The sequence below is a fragment of the Spirulina subsalsa CS-330 genome, assembly GCF_028330765.1.
In the GTDB taxonomy this organism is placed as follows: domain Bacteria; phylum Cyanobacteriota; class Cyanobacteriia; order Cyanobacteriales; family Spirulinaceae; genus Spirulina; species Spirulina subsalsa_A.
Genome location: NZ_JAQMTY010000262.1, coordinates 1 through 17,276 on the forward strand (window position 1 = coordinate 1; position 17,276 = coordinate 17,276).

The window sequence follows — 17,276 nt, forward strand, 5'->3', positions numbered from 1 at the left end:
ATGGCGTATCTGAAAATGTCTGTGGAGATGATGGGACGGGGGCTTTGCCTAGTTACCAATCTGTGAAGCAGAAACTCTTAGGTGTGAATCTAAGAATCCCCCGTTAATTGCTAAAGCAATCTAACGGGGGAGTATGTCAACGGATCACTTTCCCCCGGTCAGGATAATCTCAGGCATTTTTAGATCCTCAACCCAACGCGCAAAAATCGCGACAAGCGATCGCCGTTTCCGTATTCGCAGTCTGGGGGTGGATTGTACATTTGAGGGCGGGATGATTGGTGAAAAACTGACATTGGGTACAGGGGATCTGATGCATCGTCATGGCGCGTTGTCGAACGGATCGCCCAAACCCCACCAGTTGCCAGACCACAACCCCCAGAAAACTCCAGGCCAGAACCGCAAAAAAACCATGTACCACTTGCCAAAAAATGTCACTCATGACGCATCAGATAACAATTTAACAAGTTGAACCACTTGCTTTTTGTCAAAGGTACGCAGCAACGTTTTTGCAGCAGCAGCAGGTTCGACAGAAATCAAAATTTGGGGAACTTTGGCCGTTGCGAGTTGCTTCAAACCGCTGCTAATCGTGATCTGATCGACTTCGTTGAGGGTAATGCGATCGCTCGCCTGTTTCAACTCTTGGATCACAATCGGAGCCAACGTACGATAGGAAAATTTTGGATTACCGATCGCCTGATAACAATTTTTTGTCAGCCGCTGCCAAATCTTCACCGACGGGGCTAACTTCGACAAGCGGATACAGCGCTTTTGTAACTCCTTCCGTCCGTCAGCACTGGGCTTTTGCTTAAACAGGCGCAGCATTTCCTTAAGCAACACCGTCACATTGTGGCTAAACTTTTCCTGCTCAGGTGCGATCGTCATCGCTGGGGCCGCCGGTCGCTGTCCCAATGGCGGAGCTGACGGAGTCGGGGTCGGAACAGGCGCACCACCGCGAATCAGTTGGTTTAAATAGGCTTCGAGTTCGGCGAAATCCGGGTCAGCGGCGGCGGTAATCTTGTCGGCATCTTCGTCCCGGAGTCCAAAGGGGCTTTCAAGTTGATCGATCAACGTATGGAGGGTGTCGTAGCCCTTTAAAAAGAGGGATTCGAGCTTAGAATCAGCCGGAATATCATGCTCTTTGAGCAGTTTAAAGCAGTCTTCGAGGCGGTGGGCGGTGCGTTGAATGCTGTTATAGCCCAACATTGCTGACCCCCCTTTTACCGAGTGGGCTGCCCGGAATAGCTCATTAATTTCTTCAGGGTCATTAATCACCTTAGCAAGATCCATTAAACCCTCTGCCAGGGTTTCGAGATGTTCCCTCGCTTCTTCAATGAAATATCCTAAGATTTTTTGTTGGTTGGCCGCATCCAAGGCTGGTGTTCCTCCCGAAGGATTGAGTCTGTTGGGGTAAGGGGGCGATCGCCCTTAGTCGTCCGGATTCGGAATAACAATCGGGTCACGTTTGAGTAAATAGGGTCTGAGTCCCGCTGCTTTGGCTCCTTTATAATCGTTTTCTACGCTATCGCCAACGTGCATCGCTTGGTTGGGCGCACAATGGTGTTTTCTCAAGGCCACCTGAAAGATTTTAGGATTGGGTTTGGCCACGCCGCTGACGGAAGACAGGGTAATGGTTTTAAAGTAACTGGTCAATCCAAACACGTCTAAGAGGGCGTAAATCCGGGTATCAAAGTTAGAAATGATCCCCAATTCGATGTCATTTTCTCGCCAAGCATAGAGCATTTTTTTGACATCAGGATAAACAAACCAGGCATCCGGGAGGGCGAAATAGCCATACAGCCGATTGAAGAAGTGATCAAAGTCGTCAAATTGATCCAACACTCCCACGGATTCCATCGTGATCTTGGCAATGTCATACCACCATTGATATTCTCGTTCGGGCAATTCCATCAACGGCGTATCGGGGAAGGCTAAGGGGCTGGCTTGGCTAAAACTTTTGTAAAAGGCTTCGTTGATGGCATCCGATGGGGCCTGAACTTTGAATTCGCGGGCGATTTTGCCATACACTTTGCCCACATTCCCTTGCACCCCGAATAATGTGCCAACGGCATCTAAAAAAATGACTTTCGTTTTCGTCATAGTCCCCTAATTCTGTTGCGCCAATGCGTTAACGAGTGGTTGTGTGAGCCAGTTGAACCCCACCGCCAGTTGATGATTTAAGGTGGGTAATCGATACAGGTAGGCGAGCCGTCGCGCGAGGTAGGCGGCGGGCCCGGTGAGTTGGATGCCGAGTCCGGAGAGGGTGGCTTGATCGACCCCTAAACTGAGCATTTCACCGAGGGGTTGATATCGGAGGGGGAGGAAGGGGCGATCGCACAGCGAGGCCCAAATATTCCACGCACAGTAATCCGCTTGCTGGAGGGCCACTTGGCCGGTGGCGGGCAACAGTTGTCCTTCGGCATCCACACAGTCGGTGGCATCTCCGATCGCAAAACAATCGGGAAAGGCCTCAATTTGTAAGGTTGACTTGACCTGAATCAAGCCTTGGGCTGTTTTGGCCACGGGTAGTGATTGAATGAGTTGACCCACTTCAGTTCCCACAGTCCATAACACCAGATCTGCCGGAATCGTATCTACCTGTTCTTTATACAGTAAAGCGATCGCTTCAGGTTGAACGGATTCAACGGAGGTGCTGAAATCCAGCCAAATTTTGCGGGTTTCGAGGGCGGCGAGGGCGGTTTTGCGGTTAAACGCGGGGGAACCTTTAAGAATGTCTTCACCGCGATCGACAATGCGGATTTTACCGCGATCGCCCAACCGATCCGCCAATTTACAAGCCAACTCCACGCCGCTGTAGCCTCCCCCCACAATCACCACGCGGATCGGGTCGGTTTTGTCCTGTTCAAGCTGGCGTAGTTTCTGTTGGAGGCGGGAGGCATCGCCGAGGGTGCGGAAGGGGAAGGCGTGTTCTTTCACGCCGGGAATGCCATCAACGGGGGTTTTGCCACCGAGGGCAACGACGAGGCGATCGCAGGTCAACGAGGGTTGATCCGCCAATTCAACGGTTTTCGTCGCCAGGTCAATCCCCGTAATCGTGCCTTGTCGAAAGGTGATGCCGGTGTTGGCAAAGACTTCTTCATAGGGCGGGGCCACTTCCCAGGTTTGCATTTCCCCCGTCACGAGTTCATAGAGTAACGGCGAAAACACAAAGCGATCGTTTTTATCGATCAGCACAATTTCCGGACGTGCTGATCCGTTCCATTGCAGTTGATTGAGGCGCAAAGCGGTGTACAACCCCCCAAAGCCCCCGCCAAGAATACCGATACGAATTGGCTGCTTGCTCATTTTTACCGGAGACAGGTTTTCAACTCTTAGGATAAGACACACCGCTAAATCTCGGCCAGGCGATGGGCGACCCTGACCGATTGATCGGGTCGTCTGGAGAGGATCTGACGCAATCCCAGATTCAGATCGGAACTGGCCCAGAGCTTAAACCCTTGGGTTTTCAGGGTTGAACATCCCCTACGATCGCGCTAACCAGGGGGCAGTTTGGTTCCATTGGCCGGTAAAGACGAAATCCGTTAGGGGTTTGCGGCTGCGGGGGGCGGCTTCGCGCTGTTGGAGTTGCTCCGTGGGCAGTTGGCGCAGTTCGCCTTGATAGCCGACGGCGATCGCTGTCACTGGATCATAGCCGGAGGGGATTTGGTAGAGTGCACGGGCGCGATCGGGGTCGAAGCCGCCCATGGCGTGGGTGATCAGGTCGAGGGCGGTGGCTTGGATGGCGAGGTTGGCGATCGCCGCCCCTAGGTCGTGATATCCATGGCGGTTCTCGTTGCCATTGCGGGCAAAGGTGCGCGATGCCACCCCAAGCATCAGCACCGGAGCGGCTTTGGCCCAGGATTGATTACCTTCGACAATGCAACTGAACATCCGTTCAAATTCGGCGGGTTGATCGGCGGTGGCGACCAAGAAAAACCACGGTTGCTCGTTATAACAAGAGGCGGCCCAGCGAGCCGCTTCGAGGAGACTGCCGAGCTTGGCGGGTTCGACGGGGCGAGGGTCAAAGGCGAGGGGACTCCAGCGATCGCGAATCAGGGGATGGATCGGGTAGGTGGTTTCAGTGGGCTTCGGAATCATGGCAGCACCTTTGACTAGCAACAATCAACCATTATGCCAGGAGAACTTGAGGTTCCAGAGCCTGGGTAAAATGGACATACACTTGCGATCGTTGCGCAAACCCGGCACCACTACAGAACGAACAGATGACGAATCCGGCACAACCCTATCACTATACCGATGCCCAAGTTTCCGTTTGGTTACGGGGACTGCTGACCATTGCCTGGGCTGACGGTCATTTTGACCCCGAAGAACAAGACCTGATTACCCAACTCACCCAAGACGATCTTGCCCCCGCCACGGATCTCGGTGATCTCAAACCCATTTCCGCCGCTGAACTGGCCCAAACCCTAGGCGACGACCCCACCACCGCAGAAAACTTCATGCGGACTGCTGTGATGATGGCCCTGGCTAATGGGGTCTATTCCGTCGAAGAGTCGAAGGTGGTGAATGGGTTTCTCGCGGCCCTTGGCTTAGAAGTGGATGCCCTCAAGTCGTTAGAACATACTCTCTACGATCCAGAGAAACATGATCTCCAGGCCGATGATGCGTTTGTGGATGAAGCCTTGACCGAGGAAATCATCAAAGCGAAAACGCCGAAATCTGGCCACCCGCCCAAGCCGGCCATTGATCCCCTCCATCCGGTGCGTGATTGGCTCGATGGGATGGATATGCACGATCCACGGGTGGCGCGATTTATCTGTAAGATGGTGCCGCCTCAATGCCCCTTTGAGCGCGATGTGGTGCTTTTTGGCCACAAAATCGTCCATATTCCGCCGATGTGTAAGATTAATCCGCTCTATGAGCAGTTGATGGGGTTACGGTTTCGGGCGTTGTCCTATCTTGCCGATGACCAGGGCGAGGATATTACTCCGTATATTTAAAAATCACCCCGTATATTGAGGGGTGAACGCGATGAGATGAGGGGGAATGATGAGTCGGATTGGTGTGGTGACAATTGGCCGGAATGAGGGCGATCGCCTCATCCGGTGTCTTCAGTCGTTGCGCGATCGCTTGCCGGACGATGTGCCGATTGTTTACGTGGATTCGGGATCAACGGATGACAGCATGGCCCGCGCCGCTGCCCTCGGTGTGCGCACCATTGCCCTAGATTTGTCAATTCCCTTCACCGCCGCCCGCAGCCGTAACACGGGGTTTGATCGCCTCCTAGAGACTGATCCCAACCTTGACTATGTGCAGTTTTTAGACGGCGATTGTGAATTGATGGCGGGCTGGATTGAGGCCGCGATCGCGCACCTCGACGCGAATCCCGACTGTGCGATCGTCTGTGGTCGTCGTCGCGAACGCTTCCCCGATGCCTCCCCCTACAATCGCCTCGCCGATATGGAATGGAATACCCCCGTGGGCCCCGCCCCCGCCTGCGGTGGCGATTCCCTCGCCCGCGTCAAAGCCCTCCAAGGGGTGAATGGATTTAACCCACGCCTGATCTGTGGGGAAGAGCCGGAGATGTGTATTCGTCTCCGTCAACAGGACTGGACGATTTTTCGCCTTGACGCAGATATGACCCTCCACGATGCGGCAATGACCCAATTTAAGCAATTTTGGAAGCGATCGGTGCGGGGCGGCTGGGCTGTGGCCGAAGGCTATGTGATGTATGGCCAACCGCCGGAACAGTATATGCAGCGGCAATATAAAAGCGGCTGGCTCTGGGGGATCGTGGTTCCCCTGCTGGGGCTGCTCCTCGCCTGGCCCACCCGTGGCCTGAGTCTGCTCCTCTGGTTGGGCTATCCCTATTTGATCTGGCGAGTCTATCGCTATCGTCGCCAATCATTTCGCGATCGCCCCACCCACGCCCGCCTCTACGCCTTTTATACCGTCCTCTCCAAACTCCCCCAAGCGATCGGCCAACTGCAATATTGGCTCACCCAATGGCGCGGCAAACAAGCCACCCTGATTGAATACAAAGGTTGAGGTTAAGCAGAAATTTTATGATCAATGGTGGATTTAAACCCTTCCGTGATGCCGTTGCGGTGGCACAGCGGATTTTGTGGGAGATGGGGCGGCGGCGGCGGAGTCTGGTGTTTTGGGGGGTGTTTCCGCTGTCGGTGTTGATTTTGATGGGGGTGATTTTGGCCGATCGCGCTGAATTGCCTCTGTCCTTGGCGCTGGAATTGGCGGCTCCGGCAACCCTCGTCGGGGCGGCCTTATTTTTTAGCTGCGTCGGTGGTACGGTGGCGACCTTGGTGGCGGAACGGGAACAGCAAACCCTGAAACGGTTGTTTCTCTCGCCCTTGAGTGGGGTGGGGTATTTTCTGGGCATCTGTGGGGCCCAGGGGGCGATCGCTCTCGGTCAAACGGTGCTGCTCTATGGGGTGGCGCGGGGGATGGGGGCGCGATTTGTGGGGGCGTGGTGGTTGGGTGTGGTGATTGTTGGGCTGAGTGTCTTGGCCTATGTGGGGGTGGGGTTTCTGTTGGGGACGCAATTGGCCCGCCGCACGGAGGATGTCAATACCCTGATCGCCGCGTTTGGTGTGCCGTTGCTGATTTTGGGGGGCGCGTTTTTACCAACGATGATTTTCCCGGCATCTCTCCTCACAATCGCCCAATTTAACCCCATCTTTCACATGACCGAGGCCTTAACGGGGGTTTGGGCGGACGGGGCGACCGGGGCAGAGATTCGGGATCATCTAAGCATTTTGGCCGGATTTGCGATCGCCATGCTGATCCTCGGTGGGCTGTCCTATCAGCAGATGCTCCGCCGTGAACGTCGGTTCTAGGGGCAATGGGGCCGGGGGTACGATCGCCCCGATCCCGTCGCCCTAGACATTAAACCGGAACAGCATCACATCCCCCTCCTGCACCACATACTCCTTCCCCTCACTGCGCACCAAGCCCTTCTCCTTCGCCGCCGTCATCGAACCCGTCGCCACCAAATCTTGATAGGACACCGTTTCCGCCCGAATAAAGCCCCGCTCAAAATCCGTGTGAATCACCCCAGCGGCTTGGGGCGCAGTCATACCGGCGATAATCGTCCAGGCGCGGGTTTCTGTTTCTCCCGTCGTTAAATAGGTGCGCAGTCCCAGCAGATCATAGGTCGCTCGGATCAAGGACTTTAAGCCCCCCTCCGTTACGCCCAGGGCATCGAGAAAGTCCGCCGCCTCTTCCTCCGACAATTCCACCAATTCCGATTCCACCTGAGCGGAAATAATCACCACCTTGGCGTTTTCCTGGGTTGCCACCGTTTGCACCGCGTTCACCCAAGCATTCCCGCTGGCGAGATCATCCTCAGATACATTGGTGGCGTAGATGACCGGCTTACGGGTCAGGAGGCCGAGGGATTTAATCAGTTCGGCTTCTTCGGGGTCTAGCTCCACTAGGCGGGCCGATTGTCCCGCATCGAGGGCTGTTTGCAATTTTTGCAGCACTTCGAGTTCAACTTGAGCGTCTTTATTGGCGCGGGCTTGTTTACGGACGCGATCGATGCGCCGTTCAACTTGAAACAAATCCGCTAGGGCAAGCTCCAGATTAATCACCTCGATATCCCGCACCGGATCGACCGAACCCGCCACATGGATGATGTCATCATCATCAAAACAGCGCACCACATGGACGATCGCATCCACTTCGCGAATATTGGCAAGGAACTGATTACCCAGCCCTTCCCCTTGGCTTGCCCCTTTGACCAAACCGGCAATATCGACAAACTCAATGCGAGTCGGGACAATTTGCTTGGATTTGGAGAGATCTCCGAGTACCGTGAGGCGGGGATCAGGAACGGCAACCACGCCGACATTGGGTTCAATGGTGCAAAATGGGAAATTAGCGGCATCGGCCTTGGCATTGGCGACCAGGGCGTTAAACAGGGTGGATTTTCCAACGTTGGGGAGTCCGACGATTCCGGCTCTGAGCATGGTGAGGATTGAGTGGACAGCAAGTGATCACTATATCTCAATCTGCGATCGCTCCTCGCCCCCCACATCCCACCTCTAGGCAAAATGACGGCATTAGTTTTTCGGCTCATTCAGAATAAACTATTCTATGTTGCAATGGTTGCAGGGCGAATCAATTGAGTGCTCGCTCTTCCCATAGTCCATCTCGTTCGGAAATCTGAGGGAAAATTGGTTTAACGGGGTTCACCGTCCTCGTGACTCTGCATTGGCACAGTGGCTAATCATGGAACTCGTCTGCTCTTTCATGAGGAAAATCTAGCGATTTGGGTGCATCTCAGTGAGGCAATCTTGAACCCACCAGATCATTAGTGTTTTTGGGTGATATAGCAATCCTCTTTGATTCATGAACAGGCAAGGGGCTTAAGCCCCTTGTTGATCAGGAGATAAGATCTGGGATTGATTTAGGATCGCTATAGTTTCTGTGACTCCAGTAAAAATTTTAATTTTTGTGGTGATCATGCCCAACTGAAATCTTAAGATAAATCAAAATGCCATATCCAGTTAATATTATATGCAGCGAGTAGGATTTCATGCCGGAATTTAATCCTTCTGACTTTTTAATTTTAGTGGTCGATGATCTCAGTCAGAACTTAAAAATAATGGGATCTATTTTAGATCGCCAAGGGTATCGTGTGACGATTGCCCAAAGTGGAGTACAAGCCATTGACCGTGTTCAAAAATCACACCCGGATCTGATTTTATTGGACTTGATGATGCCTGAAATGGATGGTTTACAAGTCTGTCATTATCTTAAATCTACGCCTGAATTTGAAACCATTCCCATCCTGTTTTTAACGGCAAGCAAAGATAAGGAAGACATTCTCGCTGCCTTTGAAGCCGGTGCTGTGGATTTTATCACCAAACCCTTTATCAAATCAGAGGTCTTGGCTCGGATTAAAACTCAGCTTCAACTGAGCCGCATTCAACAGTCACTTCAAACTCAAAATATTCAACTTGAAAAATTCAGCCATAACCTCAAAACGCTCCATCGTTTAGATACTCGAACCTATGATTCTGTGGCTGCTATTTTTGACGATCATTTAGCGACGGGTTGCCAAATGTTTGGCTTGGCCATGGGTCTGATTACCCGTGGGGAGCGCGATCGCACTCACGTCATTGCCCAAAAAACTCAAAATTCAGCTTTAGCTTTGCCCATGGATTACATCATGGGTCATCTGTCAGAAATTTCTCAAAAAACCTATGCTGTGCTACAGCAGACTCAACCCCAAGACATTGACCCCCTTTCCCACCAGTTGCCCTTTACCATTGCCACTTCTTTCAGTACCCCGATCTGGGTGAATGGTCAACTGTTTGGCACGCTCTATTTCGGAGATGGGGAACGGCGAGGCTATCCCTTTCAATCCCATGAAGTGGATGTTTTGGAGTTAATGGCGCGGGGCTTGGGCAAGTATATTGCGGTGGATCAACTGGAACAGGAGCGGCAAAAAATTTCAAAGCGGAAAGATGAATTACTGGCGATCGCAGGCCATGAATTACGGACTCCCCTCACTTCAATTTCTGCTGCGGTGCGGCTATTGGCAACGGGCAAGCTGGGCGAGTTCAACCCCAAAGGCCAGCAATTAATTGACATCGCCGCGACGAATATCGACCGCTTGATTCGTCTGATTAACAATCTGTTGAACTTAGAACGCTTGGAGTCGGGAGAGTTACAGATGGAAAAAAAGAGCTACACCATTTTGGAACTGGTTGAACAAGCGATCGCCGCCATGCAGCCCATGGCCCAAAAACAAGAAATCACCCTCAACTATCACGAGATTCCAACGACGTTGAAGGTGTGGGTTGATGGCGACCAAATTTTGCAAATTCTAACCAATTTAATCAACAACGCGATTAAGTTTTCTCCGGCCCAGAGTGCTATTACCATTCACACCGAAGTCCAGGATCATCTGGTCAAAGTGCTTGTGAACGATCAAGGGCGAGGCATTGCCCCGGAGCAGTGCGATCGCATTTTTGAACGCTTTAAACAGGTTAAAACCGAGGATCAAAATGTGTATAAAGGCACGGGTCTGGGTTTGGCCATTTGTCGAGAAATCATCCGCCACCACCAGGGGTCTATTTGGGCAGAAAGTGAGGTTGGTCAGGGGAGTACTTTTATTTTCACACTGCCGCAATATTGGGATTAGAGGGGATACAAGCACCGGAGCACGAGGGGCTACTGACCCGCAGCGGGGCAGAGATCAGCGATCGCACAGTGGCCGCAGTCCGGTTTACGCGCCTTGCACACCGCCCGCCCATGGTAAATCAAACGAATTGACCAATTTTCCCATTCCGGTTGGGGGATCAGTTTCATTAAATCCCGCTCGATTTTGACCGGATCGGTCTGTTGCGTCAGTCCGAGCCGGGTGCTCAAGCGTTTGACATGGGTATCCACCGTCACCCCTTGGAGAATGCCGAAGGCGTGGGCGAGGACGACGTTAGCGGTTTTGCGGGCGACCCCTGGCAAGGTGAGCAGGTCTTCCATCCGTTGGGGGACTTGGCCGTTAAACTCGGTGACGATTTTTTGGCATGCGCCTTGGATGTGTTTGGCTTTGTTGCGGTAGAAGCCGGTGGAGCGGATCAGGGTTTCGAGATGGTCGCGATCGCACCCGGCCAACGTTGCCGCATCAGGATAGGCAGCAAACAGAGCCGGGGTGACGAGGTTCACCCGCTCATCGGTGCATTGGGCCGAAAGAATCGTCGCCACCAATAGCTGCACCGGAGATTGATAGGTGAGGCTACAGGTGGCATCGGGATAGAGGTGATGGAGCCGCAGCAGGATCGCGTTGGCTCGTTGTTTGGGGAGCGATCGCGCCATGCTAGGGTCGTTCTTGGAACAGATCTTGCACAATGGCGAGATTCACCGTATCCCGCACAATCAAAAACACCCCTAAGCCCATCAACAGCACAATCCCCGTTTGCATAATGCCATCTTGAATCCGGCCCGGCAGGGGTTTACCCATCACCCCTTCAATGATCAAAAACGCCAACTGTCCCCCATCCAAGGCCGGCAGGGGCAGAATATTGATAATCGCCAGGTTAATACTGATCAGCGCCCCGAATTGAAACAAACTACTCAGGTCAGAATCGGCTAAATTTGCGCCAATTTCAACAATTTTCACCGGGCTAGCCACTTGGCCCGCCGTTTCTTGGAAATTACTCACCAGCGTCCCGAACCCGATCAAAATCAACCGCGTCAAGCGTTGAAACTCCGTCGCACCGCTGCTGAACGCGCCGATAATGCTGGTGCGTTGGCGGGTGATGTTTTGGTTGGGGGAAAGGGTGACCCCAATTTTACCGAGGCCATCCGCGCCCGCTTCCGGGATGATCGGGAGGGTGAGGGTGTCTTGGTTACGGCGCACCGTCAAGGTTAGCTCTTGACTGGGGGAAGCCTGGATCGTTGCCATCAAACTGCGCACGGCTTCGGCTTCAGGGGGGAGGGGGGTTTGATCCACGGCGAGGATAATATCACCGGCTTGGAGTCCGGCTTTTTCGGCGGCGTGAACATCGCCCGTGGTCATCACTTCTGGGACAACCACACCGGGATTGAAATGCACTTCCGGGATGCCGACGGTGGCGATCTGCGTGACGAGGAGCACGTAGGCCAAAATCAGGTTGGCAATCACCCCCGCACTGATCACGATCGCACGATCCAGGAGCGGACGATTGCGCAGCAGGTTCGGGTCATCGGGGGGGATTTCACTATCGGGGTCATCATCGGGAAAGCCGACGAAGCCACCGAGGGGAATGGCGCGGAGGGAATATTCTGTTTGAGGGCCTTGGTGACGGAGCAAGACCGGGCCAAACCCGATCGCAAATCGATTGACATGGATATTTTGCAACCGAGCGGCGGCAAAGTGACCCAGTTCATGCACTGCAATGAGGAGGCCAAGGACGGCGATCGCTGCCAAAACGGACATAGTTTAATTTGTGGGGCTGACTGTACAAAAGACTTCGTGGCCTATTGTGACATATCTTTACGCAGTGGGGCGATGGGCGAGGTCGGGAACGCCCCCATTCCGCACCACTTTTTTGAAAAAAATCCGTATCTAAAATCACTCTTTTCTAGATAAAAGTAACAAACGCTACATTTGGGGCTGATTTTTTCCTACACTAGGAGATGGAAGTTAATTCACTGCAATCTTTGGAGGATATCAAGCCATGCTGAATGCGTATACCAAATTCAATCGCCGCACCCATGACGTAATCAGCCACAGTACAGCGTGGGACTGGATGACGGTGCTTTGTGCCAGCACGATTGTGGCTGTGTTAGTGGTTTTACCCCTGACCCAACTTCGCCAAGAGGGAGTCACTCCCCACGAAGCCACATTATGGCAAACAACCTTGAGCACGCGGGGGGGACGTTAGGCAGGCGACTGGCCGGCTTAACGTGGGGATAATACCGGATTAAAAGCTAAGGTGCGTTCTTCAGCGGTTGCAGGCACTGGAGATCGATTCCCTTGAATGGGGAAGAGTTGCACAGCACAGGCCTTGAGTTCCGGTTGTAATGAAGTGGGGCAGGCGGCGGCATGGGTGAGGATATTCGCTTCGGTATCGTCGCCCCAGAGTGCGCCCCAATGCATCGGTGCAAAGACTGTGCCGGGGGCGATCGCTTTCGTCACCTGAGCAGGGAAGCGGCAGAAGCCTCGGCGCGATCGCACCTCTAACCAATCTCCATCATTCACCCCCAAGGTACGAGCATCGCGGGGGTGAATTTCGAGGGTCGGATGGGGGTGCATTTTGACGATTTTTTCAATGCGGCCGGTGCGAGATTGGGTATGCCAATGGCCGTAGAGTCGTCCCACGGTGAGCACAAAGGGATAGTTGGGATCAGGGGGTTCAGCGAGGCCGCGTGAATGGAAGGCAGCGAATTGGGCGCGACCGTCGGGGGTGTTGAAACTGGCGTTGGTATAGAGTTGAACACCGTGGGATTGGGGTTCGCTGTCCTGGGGGCAGGGCCATTGAATCGGGCCAAAGTCCTGGAGGCGATCGTGATTTAACCCCGTCATATCGCAGGGACGGCCAGCGGTGAGGCGGGTGAATTCGTGATAGACCTCGGCGGCGGTGGTGGCGGTAAACTGCGCCTCAAACCCTAAACGCCGCCCCACTGCGGCGAAGATTTCCCAATCGGCGCGGGCTTCACGGGGCGGCGGACGGAAGGCGGGGCAGAGGGTGACGACGCGCTCAGAATTGGTCATCGTGCCGGTTTTTTCGCTCCATTGGGCGGCGGGGAGGAGGAGATGGGCATAGGCGGCGGTTTCGGTGGGGTAGTAGGAGTCTTGGCAGATGGTGAAGGGCGATCGCAACAATGCCGCTTGAGTCCGTTTGAGATCCGGCATACTCACCGCCGGATTGGTCGCCACCACCCACAACAGCCCCACCTGATCCTGTTCCAAGCCTTGGATCATCGCCCAGGCATCACGGCCCGGCCTGGGCGACATTCGACCCGCTGGCAACCCCCAGGCCTGTTCCAGTTCCGCCCGATGCTCCGGATTTTTCACACTCCGATAGCCGGGCAAAATATGGGCCAGTCCCCCCGCTTCTCGGCCCCCCATGGCATTGGGTTGACCCGTGAGGGAAAAGGGCCCCGCGCCGGGTTTGCCAATATTGCCCGTCATCAGGTGCAGGTTAATCAGGGTGCGCACCTTGGCGGTTCCTTCAGAGGATTGATTGAGGCCCATCGACCAGAGGGACAGCACCCGCTCGGATTTTGACCACCATTGCGCCACTTTTTTCAGGTCGCCGACGCTAATGCCGCAGGCTGCGGCCACAACATCGGGGGGGTAATGTTGGACAATTTCGGCATAGGCGGGGAAATGGCGGGTACATTCATCGATGAAGAAGGTGTCGAGCTTCCGAGACTTGAGGAGGAGGTAGGCGATGCCGTTAAAGAGGGTGATGTCTGTGCCGGGTTTGATGGCGAGGTGAAGGTCGGCTTTGTCAGCGGTGGGGGTGCGGCGGGGATCAACGACGACCATTTTCACTGAGCGATCGCGCTTGTGGTATTTCGCTAAACGGTTGAAGGCGATCGGGTGACATTCGGCCATGTTGGCCCCGACGATGAAGGCGAAATCGGTGGTTTCGAGGTCGTCATAACAGCAGGGCGGGCCATCAGAGCCGAAGCTTTGGGTGTAGCCAGCGACGGCGGAGGACATACAGAGGCGGGAGTTGGCATCGAAATTATTAGTACCGAGACAGCCCTTGAGGAGTTTTTGGGCAGTGTAGTAGTCTTCGGTTTGGAGTTGGCCGGAGCCGTACATACAGATCCCATCGGGGCCGAGATGGTTGCGGGTGGTTTGGATTTGCGCGACGATGCGATCGCAGGCTTCGTCCCAGGAAATGCGCTCAAAGGGTTGATCGAGGCGATCGCGCCCCATTGGATATTCAAGGCGATCGCGCTCCAGGGATTCGGCAATGGTCGCCCCTTTGACGCAGACATGACCGAGACTGGAGGGATGGGCGCGATCGCCCTTCACCCGCCAAATCGGAGTCCCTTGGGCATCACGCAGGGTTCCACGGCCAGGAATCGCAGGCGGTGTTACTTCTAAGCCACAGCCCACACCACAATAGGGGCAAAGCGTGCGATGGGATTCAATCATAGCCAAGTGTAAACGTGAAATTTTAAACGTAAAAATAGGGTCACCGATCAACACCAACAATTGACAGCGCACGAATCATAGCGAATTGCGAAAAGATGAGAACACCACCTCCCCCTTTTCAAGGGGGATTGAGGGGGATCTTCCTCCCCCTTTTCAAGGGGGATTGAGGGGGATCTTCCTCCCCCTTTTCAAGGGGGATTGAGGGGGATCTTCCTTTTCAAGGGGGATTGAGGGGGATCTTCCTCGTGGTGATGGAAACCGCTATATTTCGTGACAACCCGTCAATTGTTGAAGCATCTATAGCAGTAGTCAATATTGTTAGGACAGGCAAGGGGCTTAAGCCCCTTGTTCCTAGAGATCCCCTTGTCCTAAGCAACCTGACTACGGCTATAAACGAGCAGTCTAGAGAATCCGAGCCGATTGATCATCCGGCAACGAAGCGGGATGACCATGGGCGGCCACCACTTCCGCTTCCCCTTCATGGAATTCTGCGAAGGAGCCTTGGGGTTCTTCCAAGATAAAAAAGCAGAGGAACGCCACAATCAAACTCGCCACGCCGAGGATTTGGAAGAAGATCACATTGGCTTGGTCAATAATCGCCGGGCCAGCTTCAGCCCCGCCCCCTAACCACACCGGCAACATACTCAAAATTGTCAAGTATGCCACCGCCCCCACGTTGCCGTAAGCTCCGACATTTCCGGCAATTTGCCCAGTGACGCGGCGCTTAATCAACGGCACGATCGCAAAGGTCGAACCTTCACCGGCTTGGACAAAGAATGAGCAAGCCATCGTCATCACCACCGCCAAGATAATCATCGGCATCTGAGAGAGTCCAAGGGAATCCCGCAGGGAAGGAATGCTACTCATCACCAGATAGCCAATCCCCATCCCGAAGGTCAGAATCGCCATCGTATTTTTCCGGCTTCCCAAACGGTCAGAAATTAAACCACCACCGGGACGCGCCACCAAATTCACAAAGGCATAGCTCGCACCGAGCAATCCCGCCAAGGCTTTATCCAGCCCAAAGGTTCCTTCAAAGAACGCCGGCAGCATGGAGACAACGGCTAATTCAGACCCAAAGTTAACAATATAGGTGAGTTCAAGGATCGCCACTTGCTTGAACTTGTAGCGATCTTCGGGGGCATAATGTTTGCGGCCGGCGAGGAGGTCTTTGTTCACTTCCCAGCAGTTATAGGATTGGAAGAGATACAAACCCACCAGGGCGACCCAGGCAATCATCATGCCCGTGGGGGACAGGAAGTTCACTTTTTGCAAGCGCCAAGCCAAGACCATCAGAATCCCGGTGAGGGGGGCATTCATGGCCATCAAGAGCCAGAAGTCTTTCACCGTAGTCACTTCGATGCCACGGGCACTTTCGGGGCGTTGGTAGACTTTACCGGGGGGGGTGTCGGTGACGTTGAAGAAGTAGAAACAGCCGTAGATAGCGGCGATCGTGCCGGTGGCGGCGATCGCACCGCGCCAGTTCAACACTTGACCCGTGGCCAATTCAAAGGAACCGGGGAAAAAGCTCAACGCGCCAGCAACAACCACCAGAGTTAAGGCCGCGAACGCAGAGCCAAAGTTACCCCAACCGCCGTAGATCCCTTCGGCGAGACCAATTTCTTTCGGGGGGAACCATTCCGCCGTCATCCGAATGCCGATCACGAAGCCCGCACCGACGATCCCCATCAACAGGCGACCTAACACCAGTTGATTGAAATCCCCTGCGGTTGCGAAGAGCCAGCAGGGGATCGCTGCGTACACTAACAAGGCTGAATAGGTTAAACGGGGGCCATATTTATCTAAGAGCATCCCGATGATGATCCGGGCCGGAACGGTTAACGCCACATTACACATTAGTAATGTGCCGACTTGCCCTTGGGCGAGGTCAAATTCTTCCTTAATGGTGGTCATTAAGGGAGCCATATTGAACCACACCACAAAGGAGAGGAAAAAGGCAAACCAGGTTAAATGTAAAACGCGATATCGATCCCGAAAAGACAGTATTTCTGTGAGCATTGCAATGATAAAAGTTAGGCGAAACAGCAACAAAAATAGAGAGAATCAACGAGAGGATTAATCTCCCCCATTTTGAATCAATGACTGTATTCAAAATGGTTGGTGTTGATGTTCTTTAGCATCACATTGTTATTTGAGATATTTCGTGTTTTTTGATACAAAAAAATAAACAAAATGCAATTAAATCATCACTTTTTATTTAAGATCGCATACCTTTGAGCCTGTCTTAGCCGCAAAATTGCAGACAAAAAAAAATCAGACCAGCGGACTGATTTTTGTCGAATTCAGGAAAGAGTAATGGGGGTGAGATTAGAGTGCGATCGCCGTGGATCAAAGGCCTGGTTGACTGACAAAATTAGCCAGATCCCGGCAAGCCCTCACCCTAGCCCTCTCCCTAGCTAATCCTGTAGGGGTTTGGAAAGAGCCTGAGCCCCCTGCTTAGCAAAGAAGAAACGCTCAAGGGCAGTCGCCAGAACTTTGACCCCAGGCAGAGGTTGCCTCTGGGAAGGAGCAAAACTCACTAACTTCGCTAACACCAAAGTAGCCTGTCGTAGAGAGTCAACAGCTTGACCCGAGAGGAGACATAAAAGCCTCAGTTCATCGGCATCAAACATCGTCTGAGCCGACTGCTCAGGGTCTTGACGGAGGGCATAAGTCAGCCCCAGAATCCGCCATG

Annotated in this window: 16 protein-coding genes; 5 read left to right on the forward strand and 11 right to left on the reverse strand. The window is 53.6% G+C overall.

The features are described 5' to 3' along the window. Positions 1-187: 187 nt before the first annotated feature. The 5 genes from PN477_RS18025 to PN477_RS18045 all read right to left on the reverse strand — a co-directional run bounded on the left by PN477_RS18025 (position 188) and on the right by PN477_RS18045 (position 4,095). Positions 188-439: a hypothetical protein gene (locus PN477_RS18025; protein ID WP_272121671.1), complete on the reverse strand. Its 252-nt coding sequence runs from the start codon at positions 437-439 to the stop codon at positions 188-190. Continuing rightward, the gene (locus PN477_RS18030) at positions 436-1,371 is read right to left on the reverse strand and encodes an Hpt domain-containing protein (RefSeq protein WP_272121673.1); all 936 of its coding nucleotides are present in this window, start codon (positions 1,369-1,371) and stop codon (positions 436-438) included. The genes PN477_RS18025 and PN477_RS18030 overlap by 4 nt, the downstream gene beginning before the upstream one ends. A gap of 54 nt (positions 1,372-1,425) precedes the next feature. Continuing rightward, entirely contained in the window at positions 1,426-2,097 is a 672-nt protein-coding gene (locus PN477_RS18035; protein WP_272121675.1) for an HAD-IA family hydrolase, read from the reverse strand. A gap of 6 nt (positions 2,098-2,103) precedes the next feature. Continuing rightward, entirely contained in the window at positions 2,104-3,303 is a 1,200-nt protein-coding gene (locus PN477_RS18040) for an NAD(P)/FAD-dependent oxidoreductase (RefSeq protein ID WP_272121677.1), read from the reverse strand. A 177-nt stretch (positions 3,304-3,480) separates the two neighbouring features. Then, positions 3,481-4,095 (reverse strand): nitroreductase family protein, encoded by a 615-nt coding sequence (locus tag PN477_RS18045; RefSeq protein WP_272121679.1) that lies wholly within the window; start codon positions 4,093-4,095, stop codon positions 3,481-3,483. A gap of 125 nt (positions 4,096-4,220) precedes the next feature. Here PN477_RS18045 and PN477_RS18050 point away from each other — a divergent pair, with 125 nt between their 5' ends. The 3 genes from PN477_RS18050 to PN477_RS18060 are packed head-to-tail and all read left to right on the forward strand — an operon-like array spanning position 4,221 to position 6,812. Beyond that, complete coding sequence (locus PN477_RS18050) at positions 4,221-4,958, forward strand: Mo-dependent nitrogenase C-terminal domain-containing protein (protein ID WP_272121681.1); 738 nt, start codon at positions 4,221-4,223, stop codon at positions 4,956-4,958. Between the two features lie 49 nt (positions 4,959-5,007). After that, positions 5,008-6,006 carry a glycosyltransferase family 2 protein gene (locus tag PN477_RS18055; protein WP_417158856.1) on the forward strand — a complete coding sequence of 333 codons (999 nt, stop codon included), beginning with the start codon at positions 5,008-5,010 and terminating at the stop codon, positions 6,004-6,006. 17 nt (positions 6,007-6,023) lie between these two features. Continuing rightward, complete coding sequence (locus tag PN477_RS18060) at positions 6,024-6,812, forward strand: ABC transporter permease (protein ID WP_272147519.1); 789 nt, start codon at positions 6,024-6,026, stop codon at positions 6,810-6,812. Positions 6,813-6,854: 42 nt separating this feature from the next. Here PN477_RS18060 and ychF read toward each other — a convergent pair whose 3' ends face one another. Next, entirely contained in the window at positions 6,855-7,946 is a 1,092-nt protein-coding gene (gene ychF / locus PN477_RS18065) for a redox-regulated ATPase YchF (protein WP_272147521.1), read from the reverse strand. 638 nt (positions 7,947-8,584) lie between these two features. Between ychF and PN477_RS18070 the strand changes: the two genes are divergently transcribed. Beyond that, positions 8,585-10,129, forward strand: a complete 1,545-nt coding sequence (locus tag PN477_RS18070; protein WP_417158855.1) for an ATP-binding protein — start codon at positions 8,585-8,587, stop codon at positions 10,127-10,129. Between the two features lie 29 nt (positions 10,130-10,158). Here PN477_RS18070 and nth read toward each other — a convergent pair whose 3' ends face one another. Next, a complete protein-coding gene (gene nth / locus PN477_RS18075; RefSeq protein WP_272118591.1) occupies positions 10,159-10,800 on the reverse strand; it encodes an endonuclease III in 642 nt (213 codons plus the stop codon). Between the two features lies 1 nt (position 10,801). Further along, on the reverse strand, positions 10,802-11,902 hold the full coding sequence (gene rseP / locus PN477_RS18080) for an RIP metalloprotease RseP (protein WP_272118589.1): 1,101 nt from the start codon (positions 11,900-11,902) through the stop codon (positions 10,802-10,804). Positions 11,903-12,143: 241 nt separating this feature from the next. Here rseP and PN477_RS18085 point away from each other — a divergent pair, with 241 nt between their 5' ends. Then, entirely contained in the window at positions 12,144-12,350 is a 207-nt protein-coding gene (locus tag PN477_RS18085) for a hypothetical protein (protein ID WP_272118587.1), read from the forward strand. Between the two features lie 17 nt (positions 12,351-12,367). On the opposite strand, the gene PN477_RS18090 is transcribed toward PN477_RS18085, so the two are convergent. The 3 genes from PN477_RS18090 to PN477_RS18100 form a co-directional block, all read right to left on the reverse strand. After that, positions 12,368-14,581: a molybdopterin oxidoreductase family protein gene (locus tag PN477_RS18090; protein WP_272118585.1), complete on the reverse strand. Its 2,214-nt coding sequence runs from the start codon at positions 14,579-14,581 to the stop codon at positions 12,368-12,370. A gap of 402 nt (positions 14,582-14,983) precedes the next feature. After that, positions 14,984-16,600 carry an MFS transporter gene (locus PN477_RS18095; protein ID WP_272118583.1) on the reverse strand — a complete coding sequence of 539 codons (1,617 nt, stop codon included), beginning with the start codon at positions 16,598-16,600 and terminating at the stop codon, positions 14,984-14,986. 398 nt (positions 16,601-16,998) lie between these two features. Further along, positions 16,999-17,276, reverse strand: a 278-nt coding sequence (locus PN477_RS18100; RefSeq protein WP_272118581.1) for a hypothetical protein, incomplete at its 5' end; no start/stop codon positions are given.

Coding starts and splice junctions, on each gene's coding strand:
- nth (WP_272118591.1), bottom strand. CDS start 10,800: ATGGCGCGATCGCTCCCCAAACAACGAGCCAACGCGATCCTGCTGCGG.
- PN477_RS18090 (WP_272118585.1), bottom strand. CDS start 14,581: ATGATTGAATCCCATCGCACGCTTTGCCCCTATTGTGGTGTGGGCTGT.
- rseP (WP_272118589.1), bottom strand. CDS start 11,902: ATGTCCGTTTTGGCAGCGATCGCCGTCCTTGGCCTCCTCATTGCAGTG.
- PN477_RS18055 (WP_417158856.1), top strand. CDS start 5,008: ATGAGTCGGATTGGTGTGGTGACAATTGGCCGGAATGAGGGCGATCGC.
- PN477_RS18045 (WP_272121679.1), bottom strand. CDS start 4,095: ATGATTCCGAAGCCCACTGAAACCACCTACCCGATCCATCCCCTGATT.
- PN477_RS18085 (WP_272118587.1), top strand. CDS start 12,144: ATGCTGAATGCGTATACCAAATTCAATCGCCGCACCCATGACGTAATC.
- PN477_RS18070 (WP_417158855.1), top strand. CDS start 8,585: ATGGGATCTATTTTAGATCGCCAAGGGTATCGTGTGACGATTGCCCAA.
- PN477_RS18035 (WP_272121675.1), bottom strand. CDS start 2,097: ATGACGAAAACGAAAGTCATTTTTTTAGATGCCGTTGGCACATTATTC.
- PN477_RS18040 (WP_272121677.1), bottom strand. CDS start 3,303: ATGAGCAAGCAGCCAATTCGTATCGGTATTCTTGGCGGGGGCTTTGGG.
- PN477_RS18095 (WP_272118583.1), bottom strand. CDS start 16,600: ATGCTCACAGAAATACTGTCTTTTCGGGATCGATATCGCGTTTTACAT.
- PN477_RS18050 (WP_272121681.1), top strand. CDS start 4,221: ATGACGAATCCGGCACAACCCTATCACTATACCGATGCCCAAGTTTCC.
- PN477_RS18025 (WP_272121671.1), bottom strand. CDS start 439: ATGAGTGACATTTTTTGGCAAGTGGTACATGGTTTTTTTGCGGTTCTG.
- PN477_RS18060 (WP_272147519.1), top strand. CDS start 6,024: ATGATCAATGGTGGATTTAAACCCTTCCGTGATGCCGTTGCGGTGGCA.
- ychF (WP_272147521.1), bottom strand. CDS start 7,946: ATGCTCAGAGCCGGAATCGTCGGACTCCCCAACGTTGGAAAATCCACC.